This window comes from Streptomyces sp. NPDC049687 (genome assembly GCF_044465285.1).
GTDB lineage: Bacteria > Actinomycetota > Actinomycetes > Streptomycetales > Streptomycetaceae > Streptomyces.
Window position 1 is genome coordinate 576,971 of sequence record NZ_JBITLN010000001.1, and the last position, 15,370, is coordinate 592,340.

General features: G+C 71.8%; 14 protein-coding genes. 7 read left to right on the forward strand and 7 right to left on the reverse strand.

The features are described 5' to 3' along the window. Window positions 1–39 precede the first annotated feature (39 nt). The 3 genes from ACIBVL_RS02625 to ACIBVL_RS02635 all read right to left on the reverse strand — a co-directional run bounded on the left by ACIBVL_RS02625 (window position 40) and on the right by ACIBVL_RS02635 (window position 3,581). The gene (locus ACIBVL_RS02625; RefSeq protein ID WP_399090568.1) at window positions 40–1,107 is read right to left on the reverse strand and encodes an endonuclease/exonuclease/phosphatase family protein; all 1,068 of its coding nucleotides are present in this window, start codon (window positions 1,105–1,107) and stop codon (window positions 40–42) included. A 186-nt stretch (window positions 1,108–1,293) separates the two neighbouring features. After that, a complete protein-coding gene (locus ACIBVL_RS02630) occupies window positions 1,294–1,914 on the reverse strand; it encodes a TetR/AcrR family transcriptional regulator (RefSeq protein WP_399092000.1) in 621 nt (206 codons plus the stop codon). A 74-nt stretch (window positions 1,915–1,988) separates the two neighbouring features. Next, entirely contained in the window at window positions 1,989–3,581 is a 1,593-nt protein-coding gene (locus ACIBVL_RS02635) for an MFS transporter (protein ID WP_399090571.1), read from the reverse strand. A gap of 194 nt (window positions 3,582–3,775) precedes the next feature. On the opposite strand from ACIBVL_RS02635, the gene panB reads away from it, so the two are divergent. From panB to ACIBVL_RS02650, 3 genes are all read left to right on the forward strand, one after another. Then, entirely contained in the window at window positions 3,776–4,642 is an 867-nt protein-coding gene (gene panB / locus ACIBVL_RS02640; RefSeq protein WP_399090574.1) for a 3-methyl-2-oxobutanoate hydroxymethyltransferase, read from the forward strand. A 177-nt stretch (window positions 4,643–4,819) separates the two neighbouring features. Then, a complete protein-coding gene (locus ACIBVL_RS02645) occupies window positions 4,820–5,845 on the forward strand; it encodes an ATP-binding cassette domain-containing protein (protein WP_399090577.1) in 1,026 nt (341 codons plus the stop codon). Next, window positions 5,842–6,660, forward strand: a complete 819-nt coding sequence (locus ACIBVL_RS02650) for an ABC transporter permease (protein WP_399090580.1) — start codon at window positions 5,842–5,844, stop codon at window positions 6,658–6,660. The genes ACIBVL_RS02645 and ACIBVL_RS02650 overlap by 4 nt, the downstream gene beginning before the upstream one ends. 16 nt (window positions 6,661–6,676) lie before the next feature. On the opposite strand, the gene ACIBVL_RS02655 is transcribed toward ACIBVL_RS02650, so the two are convergent. Next, entirely contained in the window at window positions 6,677–10,003 is a 3,327-nt protein-coding gene (locus ACIBVL_RS02655) for an AfsR/SARP family transcriptional regulator (protein ID WP_399090583.1), read from the reverse strand. A gap of 337 nt (window positions 10,004–10,340) precedes the next feature. On the opposite strand from ACIBVL_RS02655, the gene ACIBVL_RS02660 reads away from it, so the two are divergent. Beyond that, window positions 10,341–11,138, forward strand: coding sequence for a site-2 protease family protein (locus tag ACIBVL_RS02660; RefSeq protein ID WP_399090586.1), 798 nt, complete (start codon window positions 10,341–10,343; stop codon window positions 11,136–11,138). On the opposite strand, the gene ACIBVL_RS02665 is transcribed toward ACIBVL_RS02660, so the two are convergent. Next, complete coding sequence (locus tag ACIBVL_RS02665) at window positions 11,128–11,298, reverse strand: hypothetical protein (RefSeq protein WP_399090589.1); 171 nt, start codon at window positions 11,296–11,298, stop codon at window positions 11,128–11,130. The two genes, ACIBVL_RS02660 and ACIBVL_RS02665, sit on opposite strands and share 11 nt — an antisense overlap. Window positions 11,299–11,355: 57 nt before the next feature. Beyond that, window positions 11,356–12,084, reverse strand: a complete 729-nt coding sequence (gene npdG / locus ACIBVL_RS02670) for an NADPH-dependent F420 reductase (RefSeq protein ID WP_399090592.1) — start codon at window positions 12,082–12,084, stop codon at window positions 11,356–11,358. 102 nt (window positions 12,085–12,186) lie between these two features. Here npdG and ACIBVL_RS02675 point away from each other — a divergent pair, with 102 nt between their 5' ends. Further along, window positions 12,187–12,786: a hypothetical protein gene (locus ACIBVL_RS02675; protein WP_399090595.1), complete on the forward strand. Its 600-nt coding sequence runs from the start codon at window positions 12,187–12,189 to the stop codon at window positions 12,784–12,786. A 75-nt stretch (window positions 12,787–12,861) separates the two neighbouring features. Next, window positions 12,862–14,151 (forward strand): MFS transporter, encoded by a 1,290-nt coding sequence (locus tag ACIBVL_RS02680; RefSeq protein ID WP_399090598.1) that lies wholly within the window; start codon window positions 12,862–12,864, stop codon window positions 14,149–14,151. Here ACIBVL_RS02680 and ACIBVL_RS02685 read toward each other — a convergent pair whose 3' ends face one another. Beyond that, entirely contained in the window at window positions 14,152–14,385 is a 234-nt protein-coding gene (locus tag ACIBVL_RS02685) for a hypothetical protein (protein WP_399090601.1), read from the reverse strand. 58 nt (window positions 14,386–14,443) lie between these two features. On the opposite strand from ACIBVL_RS02685, the gene map reads away from it, so the two are divergent. Continuing rightward, window positions 14,444–15,301 carry a type I methionyl aminopeptidase gene (map, locus tag ACIBVL_RS02690; protein WP_399090604.1) on the forward strand — a complete coding sequence of 286 codons (858 nt, stop codon included), beginning with the start codon at window positions 14,444–14,446 and terminating at the stop codon, window positions 15,299–15,301. The last annotated feature ends 69 nt before the right edge of the window (window positions 15,302–15,370 follow it).

A 15,370-nucleotide genomic window follows, 5' to 3' on the forward strand; every position in this document is an offset into this window, starting at 1 on the left:
ATATTCCGGCAGGTCAAGTCCCGGTTGCCGTGGGCTTTTTCAGGACGCCGACGTGGTGAGCTTCACACGCGCCGCCACCGGCAGGTGGTCGCTGCCCGTCCGCGGGAGCGTCCACGACGTCACCGGTTCCACGCCCTTCACCATGATCTGGTCGATCCGCGCCATCGGGAACGACGCCGGCCAGCTGAAGCCGAAGCCGCTGCCCGCCGCGCCCTGGGTGGAACGCATCTGGGAGGTCACGGCGTTGAGCGAGCGGTCGTTCATCGTGCCGTTGAGGTCGCCCAGCAGGATCACCTGGCTCAAGGGCTCGTCGGCGATGGCCTCGCCCAGCGCGTCCGCGCTCTTGTCGCGCTGCCGGGCGGTGAAGCCGGCCTGCAGTTTCACCCGCACGGAGGGGAGATGGGCGACATAGACCGCCACCTTCCCCTCCGGGGTCGCCGCCGTCGCCCGCATCGCGCGTGTCCAGCCCAGCTTGATGTCGACGGGCTTCACCCCGCTCAGCGGGTACTTGCTCCACAGGCCGACCGTGCCCTGCACCGAGTGGTACTTGTACGTCGCCGCCAGCGCCTTCTCGTACACCGGCACCGCCGAGGCGGTCAGCTCCTCCAGCGCCACCATGTCCGCGCCGGACGCGGCCACGTCACGGGCGGTGTCGGACGGGTCGGGGTTGTCGGCGTTGACGTTGTGCGTGGCGACGGTGAGATCGCCGCCGCCGCCGGTCTTGTCGGAGAGCAGCCCACCGAAGAGGTTCAGCCAGACGACGGCCGGCAGGACCACCGCGATCAGCGCGCTCGCGGACCTGCGCACCAACGCGAGGACGAGGAACAGCGGGATGAGGAGACCCAGCCACGGCAGGAAGGTCTCCGTGAGGCTGCCGAGGTTGCCGTAGCGGTTGGGGATGCGCGAGTGCAGCAGCATCACCAGCGAGAGGAGAACGGCCAGGGCGGCGACGACCAGACCGCGGCGCCAGACGCGCGGGTCGCCGCGCCAGCCGGCGGGCAGCCGGCCGGCCAGACGTCCGATCAGGCGCCGGAGCCGGTCTCCCCGACGCTCGGGTCCCGAGCCGCCGTTGTCGTCCGTCTCCGTCATGTACGCCTGCTGCGCCATACCGTCGCCTCACTGCCTGCCGTGCACACCGTCTCCCCCGTAGGTACGACCCTAGGGGATGTTCGCCTTCGATCCTGCCGTCCCCCGACGGCCGTACTCGCACGAGGACGACCGGGGCGGCACCGAGAGTTCCGGGCCTGCGGCGCCCTGCCCGGGCTGTGACGAAACGCGCACAATTCCGCCGGGTCAGTCGACGGGACGCAGGCCGGCGAGCAGGGTGTCGACGATCAGTTCCGCAAGGCCCTCGGGGAGGTCGGCCTCGGGACGCAGCACGGCGCGGACCAGCATGGCACCCACGACCATGTCGTTCACCAGCTCCACGTCGAGGTCGGCGCGGAGTTCGCCGTTGCGCTGACCGCGCCGCAGGACCTCCACGCCGATTCTGCGCCGCGGCACTATGACCGAGTTCTCGTACGCCGCCCAGATCTTGGGGCTGCTCTTCATCTGGGTGTGCACGTTGTGCAGGATGGTCGAGGAACGGTTGGCGAGGCCGCGCTGCCGCAGCGACTCCAGGAGCACGACGAGGTCGTCCCGCATCGAGGTGCCCGGGAGTTGCTCGGGGTCCTGGAGTTCGGCGGCGCGCAGGACGTCGACGAAGAGTTCCTCCTTGCCGCTCCACCGCCGGTAGATGGCGGCCTTGCCGACTCCGGCGGTACGGGCGATGCGCTCTATGGAGATCTCGGCGAGCGGAACGCCGTCCTCCAGGAGCTTCATCGTGCCCTCGATGATGGCCCGTTCCACGGCCTCACTGCGAGGCCGGCCCCTGACGGGCTGCTCCGCGTCGGTGCCACTGCCGGCAAGGCTCACGTCCATCGGTCCTTTCGTCGTAGTGGGGAGATTCTCACCCAAGGGCTCGCCCGGGACTCGCCTCACGGCGGGGTCTACGACTCGGTGCGCACCAACTCCTCCTCGGTGGCGCCCTCCTGAGCCGCCTTCGGCTTCCCGGGCAGGTACAGCGCCACGACGACCGCGCCGACGAGCGCCACCACGGACCCGCACAGCGCGGTGATGTGCATGGCGTGCAGGAACGCGTCGTTGGCGGGGGCGACCAGTTCCTTGCCGCGTGCGCCGAGCTTCGCGGCGACGCCCAGCGTGGCCTCGATGGACTCGCCCGCCGTCTCGCGCAGGCCCGTCGGCAGGGCGCCGAGCCTGCCCTCGATGCCGTCGCGGTACGAGGCCGACAGCACGGAGCCGAGGACGGCGATGCCGAGCGCGCCGCCGAGCTGGCGGAAGGTGTTGCTGAGCGCGGAGGCGGAGCCGGCCTTCTCGCGGGGCAGGGCCTGCATGATGACGACGCTGGTCGGGGTCATGACGTGGGCCATTCCGGCGCCCATGGAGAAGAAGACGATCTCGAGCAGCCAGATCGGCGTGTCCGCGTCGAGCGTGGCGAACGCGGCCAGGGTCGCCGTGAGGACGAGCATCGCCGCCGTGGTGGTGGCCCTGACCCCTATGCGGTCGACGACCAGCCGGGCGCGCGGCGCGAAGACCAGCTGGGCGACGGCCAGCGGCAGCAGGAGCAGGCCGGACTGGAGCGGGGAGTAACCGCGCACGCTCTGGGTGTAGAAGACCGAGAAGAAGGTCACGCCCATCAGCGCGAAGAACACCAGGGTGATGACGGCCATCGCGGCCGAGAACACCTTGTTCTTGAAGTAGGTGACGTCGATCGACGGGTGGTCGCTGCGCTGTTCGAACACGACGAATGCGGCGAGGACGACCAGGCCGGCCCCGATGGTCGACAGCACGGTCAGGTCCGTGAAGTCGGCCAGCTCGCCGCCCTTGATGATGCCGTAGACGAGCAGGACGAGGCCGACGACGGACAGGACGACGCCGACGGGGTCGATCCGGCCGGGGTTCGGGTCGCGGGAGTCGGGCACCAGCCACAGCATCAGCCCGAACGCCAGCAGCACGATCGGCACGTTGATGAGGAAGACCGAACCCCACCAGAAGTGATCGAGGAGGAGGCCTCCGGTGATCGGTCCTATGGCGATGGCCAGGCCCACGCCGCCGGCCCAGATGCCGATCGCCTTGGGCTGCTCCTCCCGCTCGAACACGTTCATGAGGACGGCGAGGGTGGCCGGCATCACGAACGCCGCACCGACGGCCATCAGCGCGCGGAAGGCGATCAGCTGCGCCGGCGAACCGGACTCGGCGGCCAGCGCGGAGCCGATGCCGAACACGGCGAGACCGCCGAGCAGGACCTTCTTTCGGCCGAGGCGGTCACCGAGGAGACCCGCGGTGAACAGCAGGCCCGCGAAGACGAGCGTGTAGGAGTTTATGGCCCACTCCAGCTCGCTCTGCGTGGCGCCGAGGCCGGTGGGGGCCGGGGTGGAGATGGTCTTGATCGCGACGTTCAGGATCGAGTTGTCGAGCACCACGATCAGCAGGCTCAGCATCAGCACGCCGAGGATCGCCCAACGGCGCCGGTGCACCACTTCCGGTATCCGGGGCGCGGCGGGGACTGCAGGAGTAGTCATACGGTCGAGCGTAGATCAATTCCGATACGAGACCGTCTCGTATCGGATGGTGTCGCGATTCCCTTACCCAGCTCTTACCGACGAGTCTTTGGCCACAGAGGGTGGTCTGGCCCTCGATGGCACGAGGTGCCACCATGGGGAGTGGTCCGGGGACGCCGTGAGGGCGCCTCGAGATGACGTAAGGAGCCGTTGCAATGACGCAGCTTTCGGCTGCCCAGACCAAGCCCGTCGACGGCAGCAAGGCGCTGTACGGGGGCAAGGGCACACGCCGTATCACCGTCCGCGACATCGCGCTCGCCAAGGAGCGCGGCGAGAAGTGGCCCATGCTCACCGCCTACGACGCGATGACCGCGTCGGTCTTCGACGAGGCCGGGATCCCCGTGATGCTCGTCGGCGACTCGGCGGGCAACTGTCACCTGGGGTACGAGACCACCGTGCCCGTCACCCTCGACGAGATGACCATGCTGTCGGCGGCGGTCGTACGGGGCACCCAGCGCGCCCTGATCGTCGGCGACCTGCCCTTCGGGTCGTACCAGGAGGGCCCCGTCCAGGCGCTGCGCAGCGCGACCCGGCTGGTCAAGGAGGCCGGGGTGGGGGCCGTGAAGCTGGAGGGCGGCGAGCGTTCGCACCGCCAGATCGAGCTGCTGGTGGAGTCGGGCATCCCGGTCATGGCGCACATCGGCCTGACCCCCCAGTCCGTGAACGCGATGGGCTACCGCGTGCAGGGGCGGGGCGAGGAAGCCGCTGCTCAGCTGCTGCGGGACGCCAAGGCCGTGCAGGACGCCGGGGCGTTCGCGGTCGTGCTGGAGCTCGTTCCCGCGGAGCTGGCGGCCGAGGTGACTCGGGTACTGCACATCCCGACGGTGGGGATCGGTGCCGGTCCCGAGACGGACGCGCAGGTGTTGGTGTGGACCGACATGCTGGGCCTGACCGGCGGCCGCGTACCGAAGTTCGTCAAGCAGTACGCCAATCTGCGTGAGGTCATGGGCAACGCGGCCAAGGCGTTCGCGGAGGACGTCGTCGGCGGGACGTTCCCGCTGGAGGAGCACAGCGTTCACTGAGCCATCCCCGCACAGAGCAGCCCGCCGATCTTCCCCCGTCGGCGGGCTGCCGCGCGTGGTGGCTCCGGCCGCGCCCGGGAAGGCCGGCCCGGGCTTGTGGGCGAGGTGTCGGCCGCTGTCGGACGCTGTCGGCCGCATGTCGGTGGTTTGTCGGTCGGGGTTGGCACTGTTCCTGGCATGACGCGAATCGACAAGAACCCCAGTGGCGCGGGGAGCGCCGTGACCGTTCGGGGGTTGGTCAAGCACTACGGTGAGACCAAGGCGCTGGACGGGGTGGACCTGGATGTGCGGGAGGGCACCGTGATGGGGGTGCTCGGGCCGAACGGGGCCGGGAAGACCACCCTCGTGCGGATCCTGTCCACCCTCCTCGCCCCGGACGCCGGGCAGGCGACCGTCGTCGGCTACGACGTCGTACGGCAGCCCCGGCAACTGCGCCGGGTCATCGGACTCACCGGGCAGTACGCCTCCGTGGACGAGAAGCTCCCCGGGTGGGAGAACCTGTATCTGATCGGACGGCTGCTCGACCTGCCCAGGAAGGACGCCCGGGCCCGGGCCGACGAGCTGCTGGAGCGGTTCTCGCTGACGGAGGCCGCGAGGCGGCCCGCGGCCACGTACTCCGGCGGTATGCGGCGACGGCTCGACCTCGCCGCGTCCATGATCGGGCGGCCGGCCGTGCTGTTCCTGGACGAACCGACGACCGGGCTGGACCCCCGCACCCGCAACGAGGTGTGGGACGAGGTCAAGGCGATGGTCGGGGACGGGGTCACCGTCGTCCTGACCACCCAGTACATGGAGGAGGCCGAGCAGCTGGCCTCCGAGCTGACCGTCGTCGACCGGGGCCGGGTGATCGCGGGCGGTGGCATCGAGGAGCTGAAGGCGAAGGTCGGCGGGCGGACGCTGCGGGTGCGGCCTGCCGATCCGCTGCAGCTGAGGCCGCTGGCGGGCTGGATCGACGAGCTCGGCATCACCGGTCTCGCCGCCACCGTCGTGGACGCCGAGCGCGGCTCGCTGCTGGTGCCGGTGCTGAGCGACGAGCAGCTCACCGCCGTCGTCGGCGCGGTCACCGCGCGCGGTGTCACCCTCTCCTCCCTCACCACCGAACTGCCCAGCCTGGACGAGGTGTTCCTGTCGCTCACCGGCCACCGCGCCAGTGCGCCGCAGGACACCGTGCCCGCCGACACCCGCGAGGAGGTCGCCGTATGAGCGCCGCCACCGCCACCACCCCCCTCACCGCCGACGCGCGCATCCCGCTGCGCGGCCACCTCCGCCACACCGGCGCCCTGATCCGCCGCAACCTGCTGTGGATCCGGCAGGACCCGGAGTCGATGTTCGACGCGGTCCTCTTCCCGGTGATTTTCACGCTGCTGTTCGTGTATGTCTTCGGCGGCTCCATCGGTCAGTCGCTGGGGGGTGGCCAGGAGGCCTACGTCCAGTACGTCATTCCCGGGCTGCTGGCCATGATGGGGATGAACATGGCCCAGGGGGTGGGCACCGGCTTCAACACGGACTTCAACTCCGGGGTCATGGACCGCTTCCGGTCCCTGCCCATCGGACGGGGCTCGGTGCTCTTCGCCAAGATCGCCGTGGAGCTCATGCGCATGCTGGTCGCCTGCGTGATCCTCATGGTGGTGGCCGTGCTGGTGGGCTTCGACATCACCCACTGGCCCGGTCTGTTCGCCGCCGTGGGGCTGGCCACGGTGTTCGGCTCGGCGCTGATGTGGGTGTTCCTCACGCTCGGCGTGGTGATGAAGAGCGCCCAGTCGGTGCAGGCGATGGGCTTTCTGGTGCTGATGCCGCTGCAGTTCGGCTCGTCCATCTTCGCGCCGACCGCCTCGATGCCGGGCTGGCTGCAGAACTTCACCGAGTACAACCCGCTGTCCTCGCTCGCGGACGCGGCCCGCGGACTGATGGTGGGCGGGCCGGTCGCGCACGGTCTGTGGGTGACCATGGCCTGGTCGGTGGGGCTGACGGCGGTGATGGCGCCGGTGGCGATCCACAAGTTCCGCACCAAGACCTGAAGCACCGCACGACCGGTCAGACCAGGGCGGCGGCCTCCTCGTAGGAGAGGCCGCCGCCCTCGGCGTACGCGGCCTCGAACGCCTCGTCGCCAAGAACGGCCCGAACGGCGGCGGTGGCCAGCCGTCCGCACTCGCGCTCATGGCGGACGGCGACATGGCCCGGGGGCAGCAGGGCGGCGGCGGCGCCGAGGCAGCGGGCCGCGTCCGGAGCCCGGCTGCCGCCGTCGACACCGGTCAGGGCGAGGGCGGCGACGGAGAGGTAGAAGGAGCGCATGTGCGGGGCGATGGTCACGGACAGCGGGTCACCGCCGCGTTCCATGGCCTGACGGACGGCGACCAGCGACGCCTCGTGGTTGCCTTCGACCGCGTCCAACAAGGCCTCCGCGCCCAGGATGAAGGCGTCGAAGACGACGAAGCGCGCCAGGCTGAACTCCTCGCGCAGCAGGCGGATCTGTTCACGGGCCTCGGCCCGGCGGTCGGAGATGCCGAGCCAGCCGGCGAGGAAGAGACGGGCGGCGGGCATCGCCTCGTTGGCGCTGCCCCAGGGGCTGTCGATCACCTCGCGCAGCAGGCGTTCACCCCGCTCCTCCTCCCCCTCCTCGATGAGCGAGCTGCCCAGCCGGGCGCGGAGGACCGCCACCTGGTGGCGGGCGCCCAGCCGTTCGGCCTGGAGGATGGCCTCCTCGTAGTCGGCGGCGGCCTCCCGGAAGGCACCCTGCCGTTCCTGGGACTCGGCGCGCGCGGAGAGGGCCTCGCCCACGCCCCAGGTGTCGCCCAGGCGGCGGAAGATCTCCAGGGCCTCGTCCGCGTCCCGGGTCGCGTCGCCCGCCCACTCGGTTCGGTGGGCGAGGAGGTTGGCGCGCATGTGCAGACAGGCGGCGAGCTCGTACTCGTAGCCGGGAGTGCGGCGGCAGGTCTCCACGTTGGCGTCGAAGATGGCGCGGATGCGGTCCATGCCGTCGACGAGCATCACGGCGTAGAACCAGAGCAGTCCCGGGGGGCGGCAGGTCTGTGGGAGGCCGGGCGTGTAGGTCTCGGTGATGACCCGCAGTTTGCGCTGTGCCGCCGGGGTCTGCCAGGCCTCCAACTCGGTGTCCATGCAAGCGAGATGGACGAGGTGGACCCCGCGGCGGGCCTCCTCGAGGACCTCGCCTGTCAGCGGCGGCGGGGCGTCGGTGACGGGCTTCCAGAGGGGGGCGGCGGGGCGGACGGGGTCGGCGAAGGGGTCGGGGCCGAGGTCCATGACCGCACGGCACCAGGTGCGGGCCTCGATGCGCAGGTCGCGCATCTGCCAGTACCAGACGAGGGCGAGGGCGAGGCTGAGCGCCTCCTGCTCGTCGCGTGCGGCGACGGCGCGGCCGAGCGCGGTGCGGAGGTTCTCGTACTCGAGCTGGAAGCGTTCGACGGCGGCGAGTTGGCGTGGGCCGCGCAGCAACGGCTCAGTGGTGCGGGCGAGTTCGCGGTAGTACGTCAGATGCGCGCGCTCGGCGTCCGCCCTCCGGCCGGTCTCGTCGAGCCGTTCGGCGGCGTACTCGGCGACGGTCTCCAGGAGCCGGTAGCGCATCTCGCCGTCGGCGGCGGGGGCGGCGACGACGAGGGACTTGTCGACCAGGGAGGCGAGGGCGTCGAGCGCGTCACGGACGGCGGGCCCGCACACCGCCTCCACGGCGGCGAGGTCGCAGCCGCGGGCGAAGACGGACAGCCGGCCGAGTACCTCGCGCTCCTCCTCGTCGAGCAGGTCCCAGGACCAGTCCACGACCGCGCGCAGGGTCTGCTGGCGGGGCAGGACGGTACGACTGCCGGAGGTGAGCAGCCGAAAGCGGTCGTCGAGCCGGTCGGCGACCTGGCGTGGCGTCAGCATCCGCAGCCGGGCGGCGGCCAGCTCGATCGCCAGGGGCAGCCCGTCGAGCCGCCGGCAGATCTCGGCACACGCCTCGGGGTCGTCCTCGATCCGGAAACCCGGGCGGGCCGCCGCGCCCCGGTCGGCGAGCAGCCGCAGCGCGACGGGCTCCGGCAGCGGCTCGACCGGCCGCAACAACTCCCCCGGCACCCCGAGCGGTTCACGGCTCGTCGCGAGAAGGGTCACCTCCGGGCAGCGTCCGAGGAGTTCTTCGGCGAGACGGGCGGCGGCCGTGACGACGTGCTCGCAGTTGTCGAGGACGATGAGCATCCGGCGGCGCGCACAGTGCTCCACCAGCCGCTCCACGGGGTCGTCGTACCGCTCGGCGGCCGCCCGGATCTCCTCGGCACCGGCGCCGTACATCACCGTCTCGCGCGCTCCCACGGCGGTCAGCACGGCCTGCGGTACGGCGTCCGGGTCGGCGACGGGCGCGAGTTCGGCCAGCCACACCCCGTCCCGGGCGGCGTGCCGCACGGCCTCGGCGGCCTCCTGCGACAACCGCGTCTTCCCGGCCCCACCGGGTCCGAGCAACGTCACCAGCCGTGCCCTGGCGAGATCCCCCCGAATGGCGCCGATCTCGGTCTCCCGCCCGACGAAGGAGGTGAGCCGGGCACGGAGGTTGCCTGGGGGCGGGGCCGGGGCGGCGCCGTTCTGTGCGGGTGAGCCGGGGGACGGCTGGTGCGCGGCGGGCGGGGCCGGGTCGGGATCCGCCGCGGTCGGGGTGAGCAACTCGGCGTGCAGGGAGCGGAGTTCCGGGCCCGGGTCCGAGCCGAGGCGCTCGGCGAGGAGGTGGCGTACGTCCTCGTAGGCGGCCAGTGCCTGGGCCGGGCGGCCCGCGTCGCGCAGGGCGCGCAGACGCAGGGACTGGAGGGGCTCGTCCAGGGGGTGGGCGTCGCAGAGGGCGGTGAGTTCGGGCAGCGACTGTTCGGCGTGGCCGAGGGCGAGGGCGGCGGTGTGGCGGGCGCGCAGGGCGTCCAGTCGGCGGGCCTCCCGGCGGGCCGCCTCGGCGGTGCGGTCGGGCAGGTCGATGAGGGGCGGGTCCTCCCACAGGGCCAGGGCGTCGTCGAGGAGGAGGGCCGCCTTGACGGGGTCGCCGTCGGCGAGGGCGCGGATGCCGTCGGCGGTGAGCCGTTCGAAGCGGTGCAGGTCGACGGCGTCGGGGGCGGCGGTGAGCCGGTAGCCGCCCTCCGCGGAGGCGATCTCGTCCGCGCCCAGGGCCCTGCGCAGCCGCCCGACCAGCGCCTGCAGGGCGCCCGGTGCGTCGGCGGGCGGGTCCCCTGCCCACACCTCCTCCACGAGCAGCCCCGCCGGCACACTCCGTCCGGTCCGCAGGGCCAGCACGGTCAGCAGGGCACGCAGCCGCGCCCCGCCGACGGCGACGGGGGTGCCGTCGGTACGGATTGCCTGGGTGGTGCCGAGGATGCGGTAGCGCACGAGGTCCATTCTCTCCGGCGGGATCGGGGGCGGTCACGGGGTTCCGCCGGGGTGGCGCCGACGGAGGGGACAGGGGGGCTACGGGCTTGAGCGGCTGGCCGGACCGGTCCCGACCAGGGCGGCCGGTGCGGCCGGTGCCGCCGGTGCCGCCGGTGCGGCCGGGTTGTCAGGCGGCCCGAAGCCGCCGGTGCCGCTCCTGCCTCCCTCCGCCTCCCTTCGGGGAACACCTGCCGAAGCCCCATGTCCCCACCCTTCCACGGAACCCTGGACCCACCGCGAGACGTTTTCCCGGTGCGCCCGGTACGGTCGGGCCGTTCCAAGCGTGCCGACGAGCTCAGGGAGCCCCATGACCACCGTCACCACCCGCAGCGGCGACCGGCGGATCAGCCCCGTCTTCGTCGGGATCCTGGCCGTGACCGCGGTCACCGGCTGGGCGACCTGGACCGGGTTCGCCGCGCGGCCGGGCGTGGCCGTGTTCCTCTTCGTGACCGCGGCCTGGATCGTCTCCCTGTGTCTGCACGAGTACGCGCACGCGCGGACCGCCCTGCACAGCGGTGACATCTCGGTCGGCGAGAAGGGCTACCTCACCCTCAACCCGCTCAAGTACACGCACGCCCTGCTCAGCATCGTGCTGCCGGTGATCTTCGTGATCATGGGCGGGATCGGTCTGCCGGGCGGTGCCGTCTTCATCGAGCGCGGGCGGATCCGGGGCCGCTGGCGGCACAGTCTCATCTCGGCGGCCGGCCCGCTGACGAACGTCCTGTTCGCCGCCGTGTGCACCGCGCCCTTCTGGCTGGACGCGCTGGACGGGGTGCCGGACGAGTTCCGGTTCGCCCTGGCGTTCCTCGCCATGCTCCAGGTGACCGCCGCGCTGCTCAACTTCCTGCCGGTCCCCGGTCTGGACGGCTATGGAGTGATCGAGCCGTGGCTGTCGTACCACGTGAAGCGCCAGGTGGAGCCGTTCGCGCCGTTCGGCCTGCTGTTCGTGTTCGCGCTGCTGTGGGTTCCGTCCGTGAACCGCGAGTTCTTCCACCTGATCTACTCGGTCCTGGACGGGCTCGGTGTGCGGGCGGGGGAGATCGACTGCGGCCAGTGGCTGTACCGCTTCTGGCAGGGCACCCCCGAGCTGTGCGTCAGCCCGTGACGGACTTGCCGCGCTTGAGGTAGTACCAGCACATGTTGCTGGACAGCCCCGCCAGCAGCACCCACACGATCCCCAGCCAGCTGCCCCGCGCGAAGGACACCACGGCGGCCGCGACCGCGAGGAGACAGACGACGAGGGCGTAGACGGCGAGGCGGGGCATGGCTGCTCTCCTGTTCGGGGGGACACCGGCTGGTGCCGTCCAGTGTCCCCCATGCGCTCATACGTCCGTGACCCGCAGCCCCGCGTGCGCCTTGTAGCGGCGGTTGACCGAGATCAGGTTGGCGACCAGCGACTCGACCTGGTGGGCGTTGCGCAGCCGGCCGGCGAAGACGCCGCGCATCCCGGCGATACGCCCGGCGAGCGCCTGGACGATCTCCACGTCCGCCCGCTCCTCGCCGAGCACCATCACATCGGTGTCGATCTCCTCGATCTCCGGGTCCTGGAGCAGGACCGCCGACAGGTGGTGGAAGGCGGCGGTGACCCGGGAGTCCGGCAGCAGGGCGGCGGCCTGCTCGGCGGCGCTGCCCTCCTCGGGCTTGAGCGCGTAGGCGCCCTTCTTGTCGAAGCCGAGCGGGTTGACGCAGTCGACGACGAGCTTGCCGGCCAGTTCCTCGCGCAGGGACTCCAAGGTCTTGCCGTGGCCGTCCCACGGCACGGCGACGATCACGATGTCGCTGCGGCGGGCGGTCTCGGCGTTGTCGGCGCCCTCGACGCCGTGCCCGAGCTCCTCGGCGGCGGTCCGGGCGCGATCGGCGGCGCGCGAGCCGATGATCACCTTCTGGCCGGCCCTGGCGAGGCGGTAGGCGAGGCCCTTGCCCTGCGGTCCGGTTCCGCCGAGCACGCCCACGACCAGGCCGGAGACGTCGGGGAGGTCCCACGGGTCCTTGGCGGGGGCCTTCGCGGGGGCGCCGGCGGGGGCGTTGTGTGCACTGTCGGTAGAGGTCATGGCCCGACTTTACGTGGGCGTGGCGGGGCCCCTTCGCCGTGCCGGGTGAACGAGCGGCGAACCGCCTGACCCCGCCGGCCGAGTGGGGCAGTATGCGGCCGCATGGACGCCGTACGGGTCGCGCTGCTGCGCGAGGTGCTCGCCGGGACGGAGTGGCTGGGGGCCACCCGGAGGTTCGGCGCGGTGCTGCGGGGGTCGGTGGTGTCGCACGGCGGCGGGCTGCTGCTGGTGGGGACGGCGGAGTACGAGCCCTGGCATCTCGCGGCGCATCTGGTGGACGAGGCCGCCTGGTCCGGTACGCCGGAGCTGGCACCGACTCTCGTACGGCATCACGCGCGCCCCTCCGACCCCGCGCACCTCTCGGTGGGGCTCGGCCGGATCGAGGCGGCCCGGCGGGGCGAGACGCTGCTGGTGGCCTCGCCGGAGGCGGACGCCGTGCTCCTCGAGCGGGTGTCCGACGCGCGCCGGGCGGGGCTCACCGTGCTGACCCTCGGCCCCGGCGAGGACGAGCTGACGGCCCTGGCGCACGAGACGCTGACCGTGCCGGACGGCTCGGAACTGGACCTGGACACCGTGCAGCACCTGGTCAGCGCGGCGGCCGGGGAGAACGCGGGGCGCTCCGCGAGGGCCCGCCGCAGCCTCCGGGACCGCCTGTCGAGGCTGGCGGAGTCACTGACGGCCCCGCCCCCGCCCCCTTGGTGAGGAAGCTCCCCCTCGGTGAGGAGGAGGAGAAAAGGGGTTGCTCCTCCTCGCGGGCTCGCCCGACCATGGCCCCTCGTGACGTCCGACACCCTCCGCGGCCTCCTCCCCGACCTCGCTCCGTGGCGCGCCTCCCGCGACTTCCGAAGGCTCTGGATATCGGGGCTGATCTCGAACTTCGGCAGCTTCCTCACCTTCGTGGCGGTTCCCGTCCAGGTGAAGGAGCTGACGGGGTCGGCGGCGGCGGTGGGCGCGATCGGGGCCGTGGAGCTCGTGCCGCTCGTGGTGTTCGGGCTGTACGGAGGGGCGCTCGCGGACGCGCTCGACAAACGGACGCTGATCGTGTGGACGGAGGCCGGGCAGGGGCTGCTCAGTGCCGCGCTGCTGGTCAACGCGCTGCTGCCGGGGCCGGCCGTATGGCCGCTCTACGTCGTCGCCGCGCTCTCCGCCGTCCTGTTCTCCGTCCAGCGGCCCGCGCTGGACTCGCTGTGGCCGAGGATCGTCGCGCACGAGCACCTGCCGGCCGCCACCGCGCTCAACGCGCTGCGCTGGACCGTCGGCGGGGTCGCGGGGCCGGCGCTCGCCGGGATCGTCGTCGCCTACGCGGGCCTCGGCTGGGCCTACGGCGCCGATCTGCTCACCTTCGTCGTCTCCGTGGCCCTCGTTGTGCGGATCGCCTCCTCCCCCGCCGCGCACGAGGCCGCGAAACCGTCCCTGAGGGCCATCGCCGAGGGCGCGCGGTACGCCTGGAGCCGCAAGGAGCTGCTCGGGACGTACGCCGTGGACCTCGCCGCGATGTTCCTCGCCATGCCGCTCGCCGTGCTGCCGTTCCTCGCCGACGAGCTGGACGCCGAGTGGGCGCTGGGGCTGATGTACGCCACGGTGCCGGCCGGGGCGATGCTGGTGAGCCTGACGAGTGGGTGGACCTCCCGGGTCCACCGGCACGGGCGGGCGGTCGTCGTCTCGGCCGCGCTGTGGGGGGTGGCGATCGCGGGTGCCGGGTTCGCCGGCAACGTGTGGCTGGTGCTGCTCTGTCTCACCCTCGCGGGAGCCTGCGACATGGTGAGCGGGATCTTCCGGGGCGCGATGTGGAACCAGACGATCCCGGACGAGCTGCGGGGGCGGCTCGCCGGGATCGAGCTGCTGTCGTACTCGGTGGGACCGACGGTCGGCCAGGTCCGCAGCGGCGGCTTCGCGGCCTGGCTGGGGGTGCGGACGTCCGTCTGGTCGGGCGGGGTGCTGTGCGCCGCCGCGGTGGGGCTGCTGGCACTGTGCCTGCCGGGGCTGATGCGGTACGACGTACGGACCGACGAGCACGCGCAGCGGTTGCGCGAGCAGCGGGCGCCGGCTCCGGTCGCCGAGGGGTGATCAGCTCTCGTCGGGGGTCCCGCCCGCCGGGGCGTCGTGCCATTTCGGGTCGTTCTCCCACTGGACGTTGCGCTCGCGGGCGGTGTCCATGGCGTGCTGGGCCTCCTGCCGGGAGGCATAGGGGCCGAAGCGGTCCTTGCCCGGGCAGTCCGGCCCTTCCTCGACCTTCTTGTGCTCCAGGCAGTAGTACCACTCGCCCGGTTTTCCCGTGACGCGCCTTTTGAACAGGGGCATGACCGGCTCCTCTCGCCACCCACATGTTCCCCCACACCCGCTCGATAGACTCGCGAGCATGTCTGGCCAGTCGCTGCTCGTGCCCGGGGACCTCTCCCCCACCCGTTCCGTGCCCGGAAACATCCGTCGCCCCGAGTACGTCGGCAAGCCCGCGCCGACGCCGTACACCGGCCCGGAGGTGCAGACCCAGGAGACCATCGAGGCGATGCGCGTCGCCGGGCGGATCGCCGCGCGGGCCATGGCGGAGGCCGCGAAGCTGATCGCGCCGGGGGTCACCACCGACGAACTGGACAAGGTGGCGCACGAGTACATGTGCGACCACGGCGCCTATCCCTCCACGCTCGGCTACCGCGGCTTCCCCAAGTCGCTGTGCACCAGCGTCAACGAGGTGATCTGCCACGGCATCCCGGACTCGACGGTGCTGCGCGACGGCGACATCGTCAACCTGGACGTGACGGCGTACATCGGCGGGGTGCACGGCGACAACAACGCCACCTACCTGGTGGGTGACGTCGACGAGGAGTCGCGGCTGCTGGTGGAGCGGACCAGGGAGTCCCTCGACCGGGCGATCAAGGCGGTCAAGCCGGGCCGGCAGATCAACATCATCGGGCGGGTCATCGAGTCGTACGCCAAGCGCTTCGGCTACGGGGTGGTCCGGGACTTCACGGGACACGGCATCAACTCGTCGTTCCACTCCGGGCTGATCATCCCGCACTACGACAGTCCGCACGCGACGACCGTCATCCAGCCCGGGATGACCTTCACGATCGAGCCGATGCTGACGCTCGGAACGCACGAGTACGACATGTGGGACGACGGCTGGACGGTCGTCACCAAGGACCGCAAGCGCACGGCGCAGTTCGAGCACACGCTGGTGGTGACGGAGAGCGGGGCGGAGATCCTCACGCTGCCGTAGCACCCGGTCGGACCGCACCCGTCGAGACCCGTCCCACCCGCTGGGGCGGGTTTTCGCTTGTACGCTTTT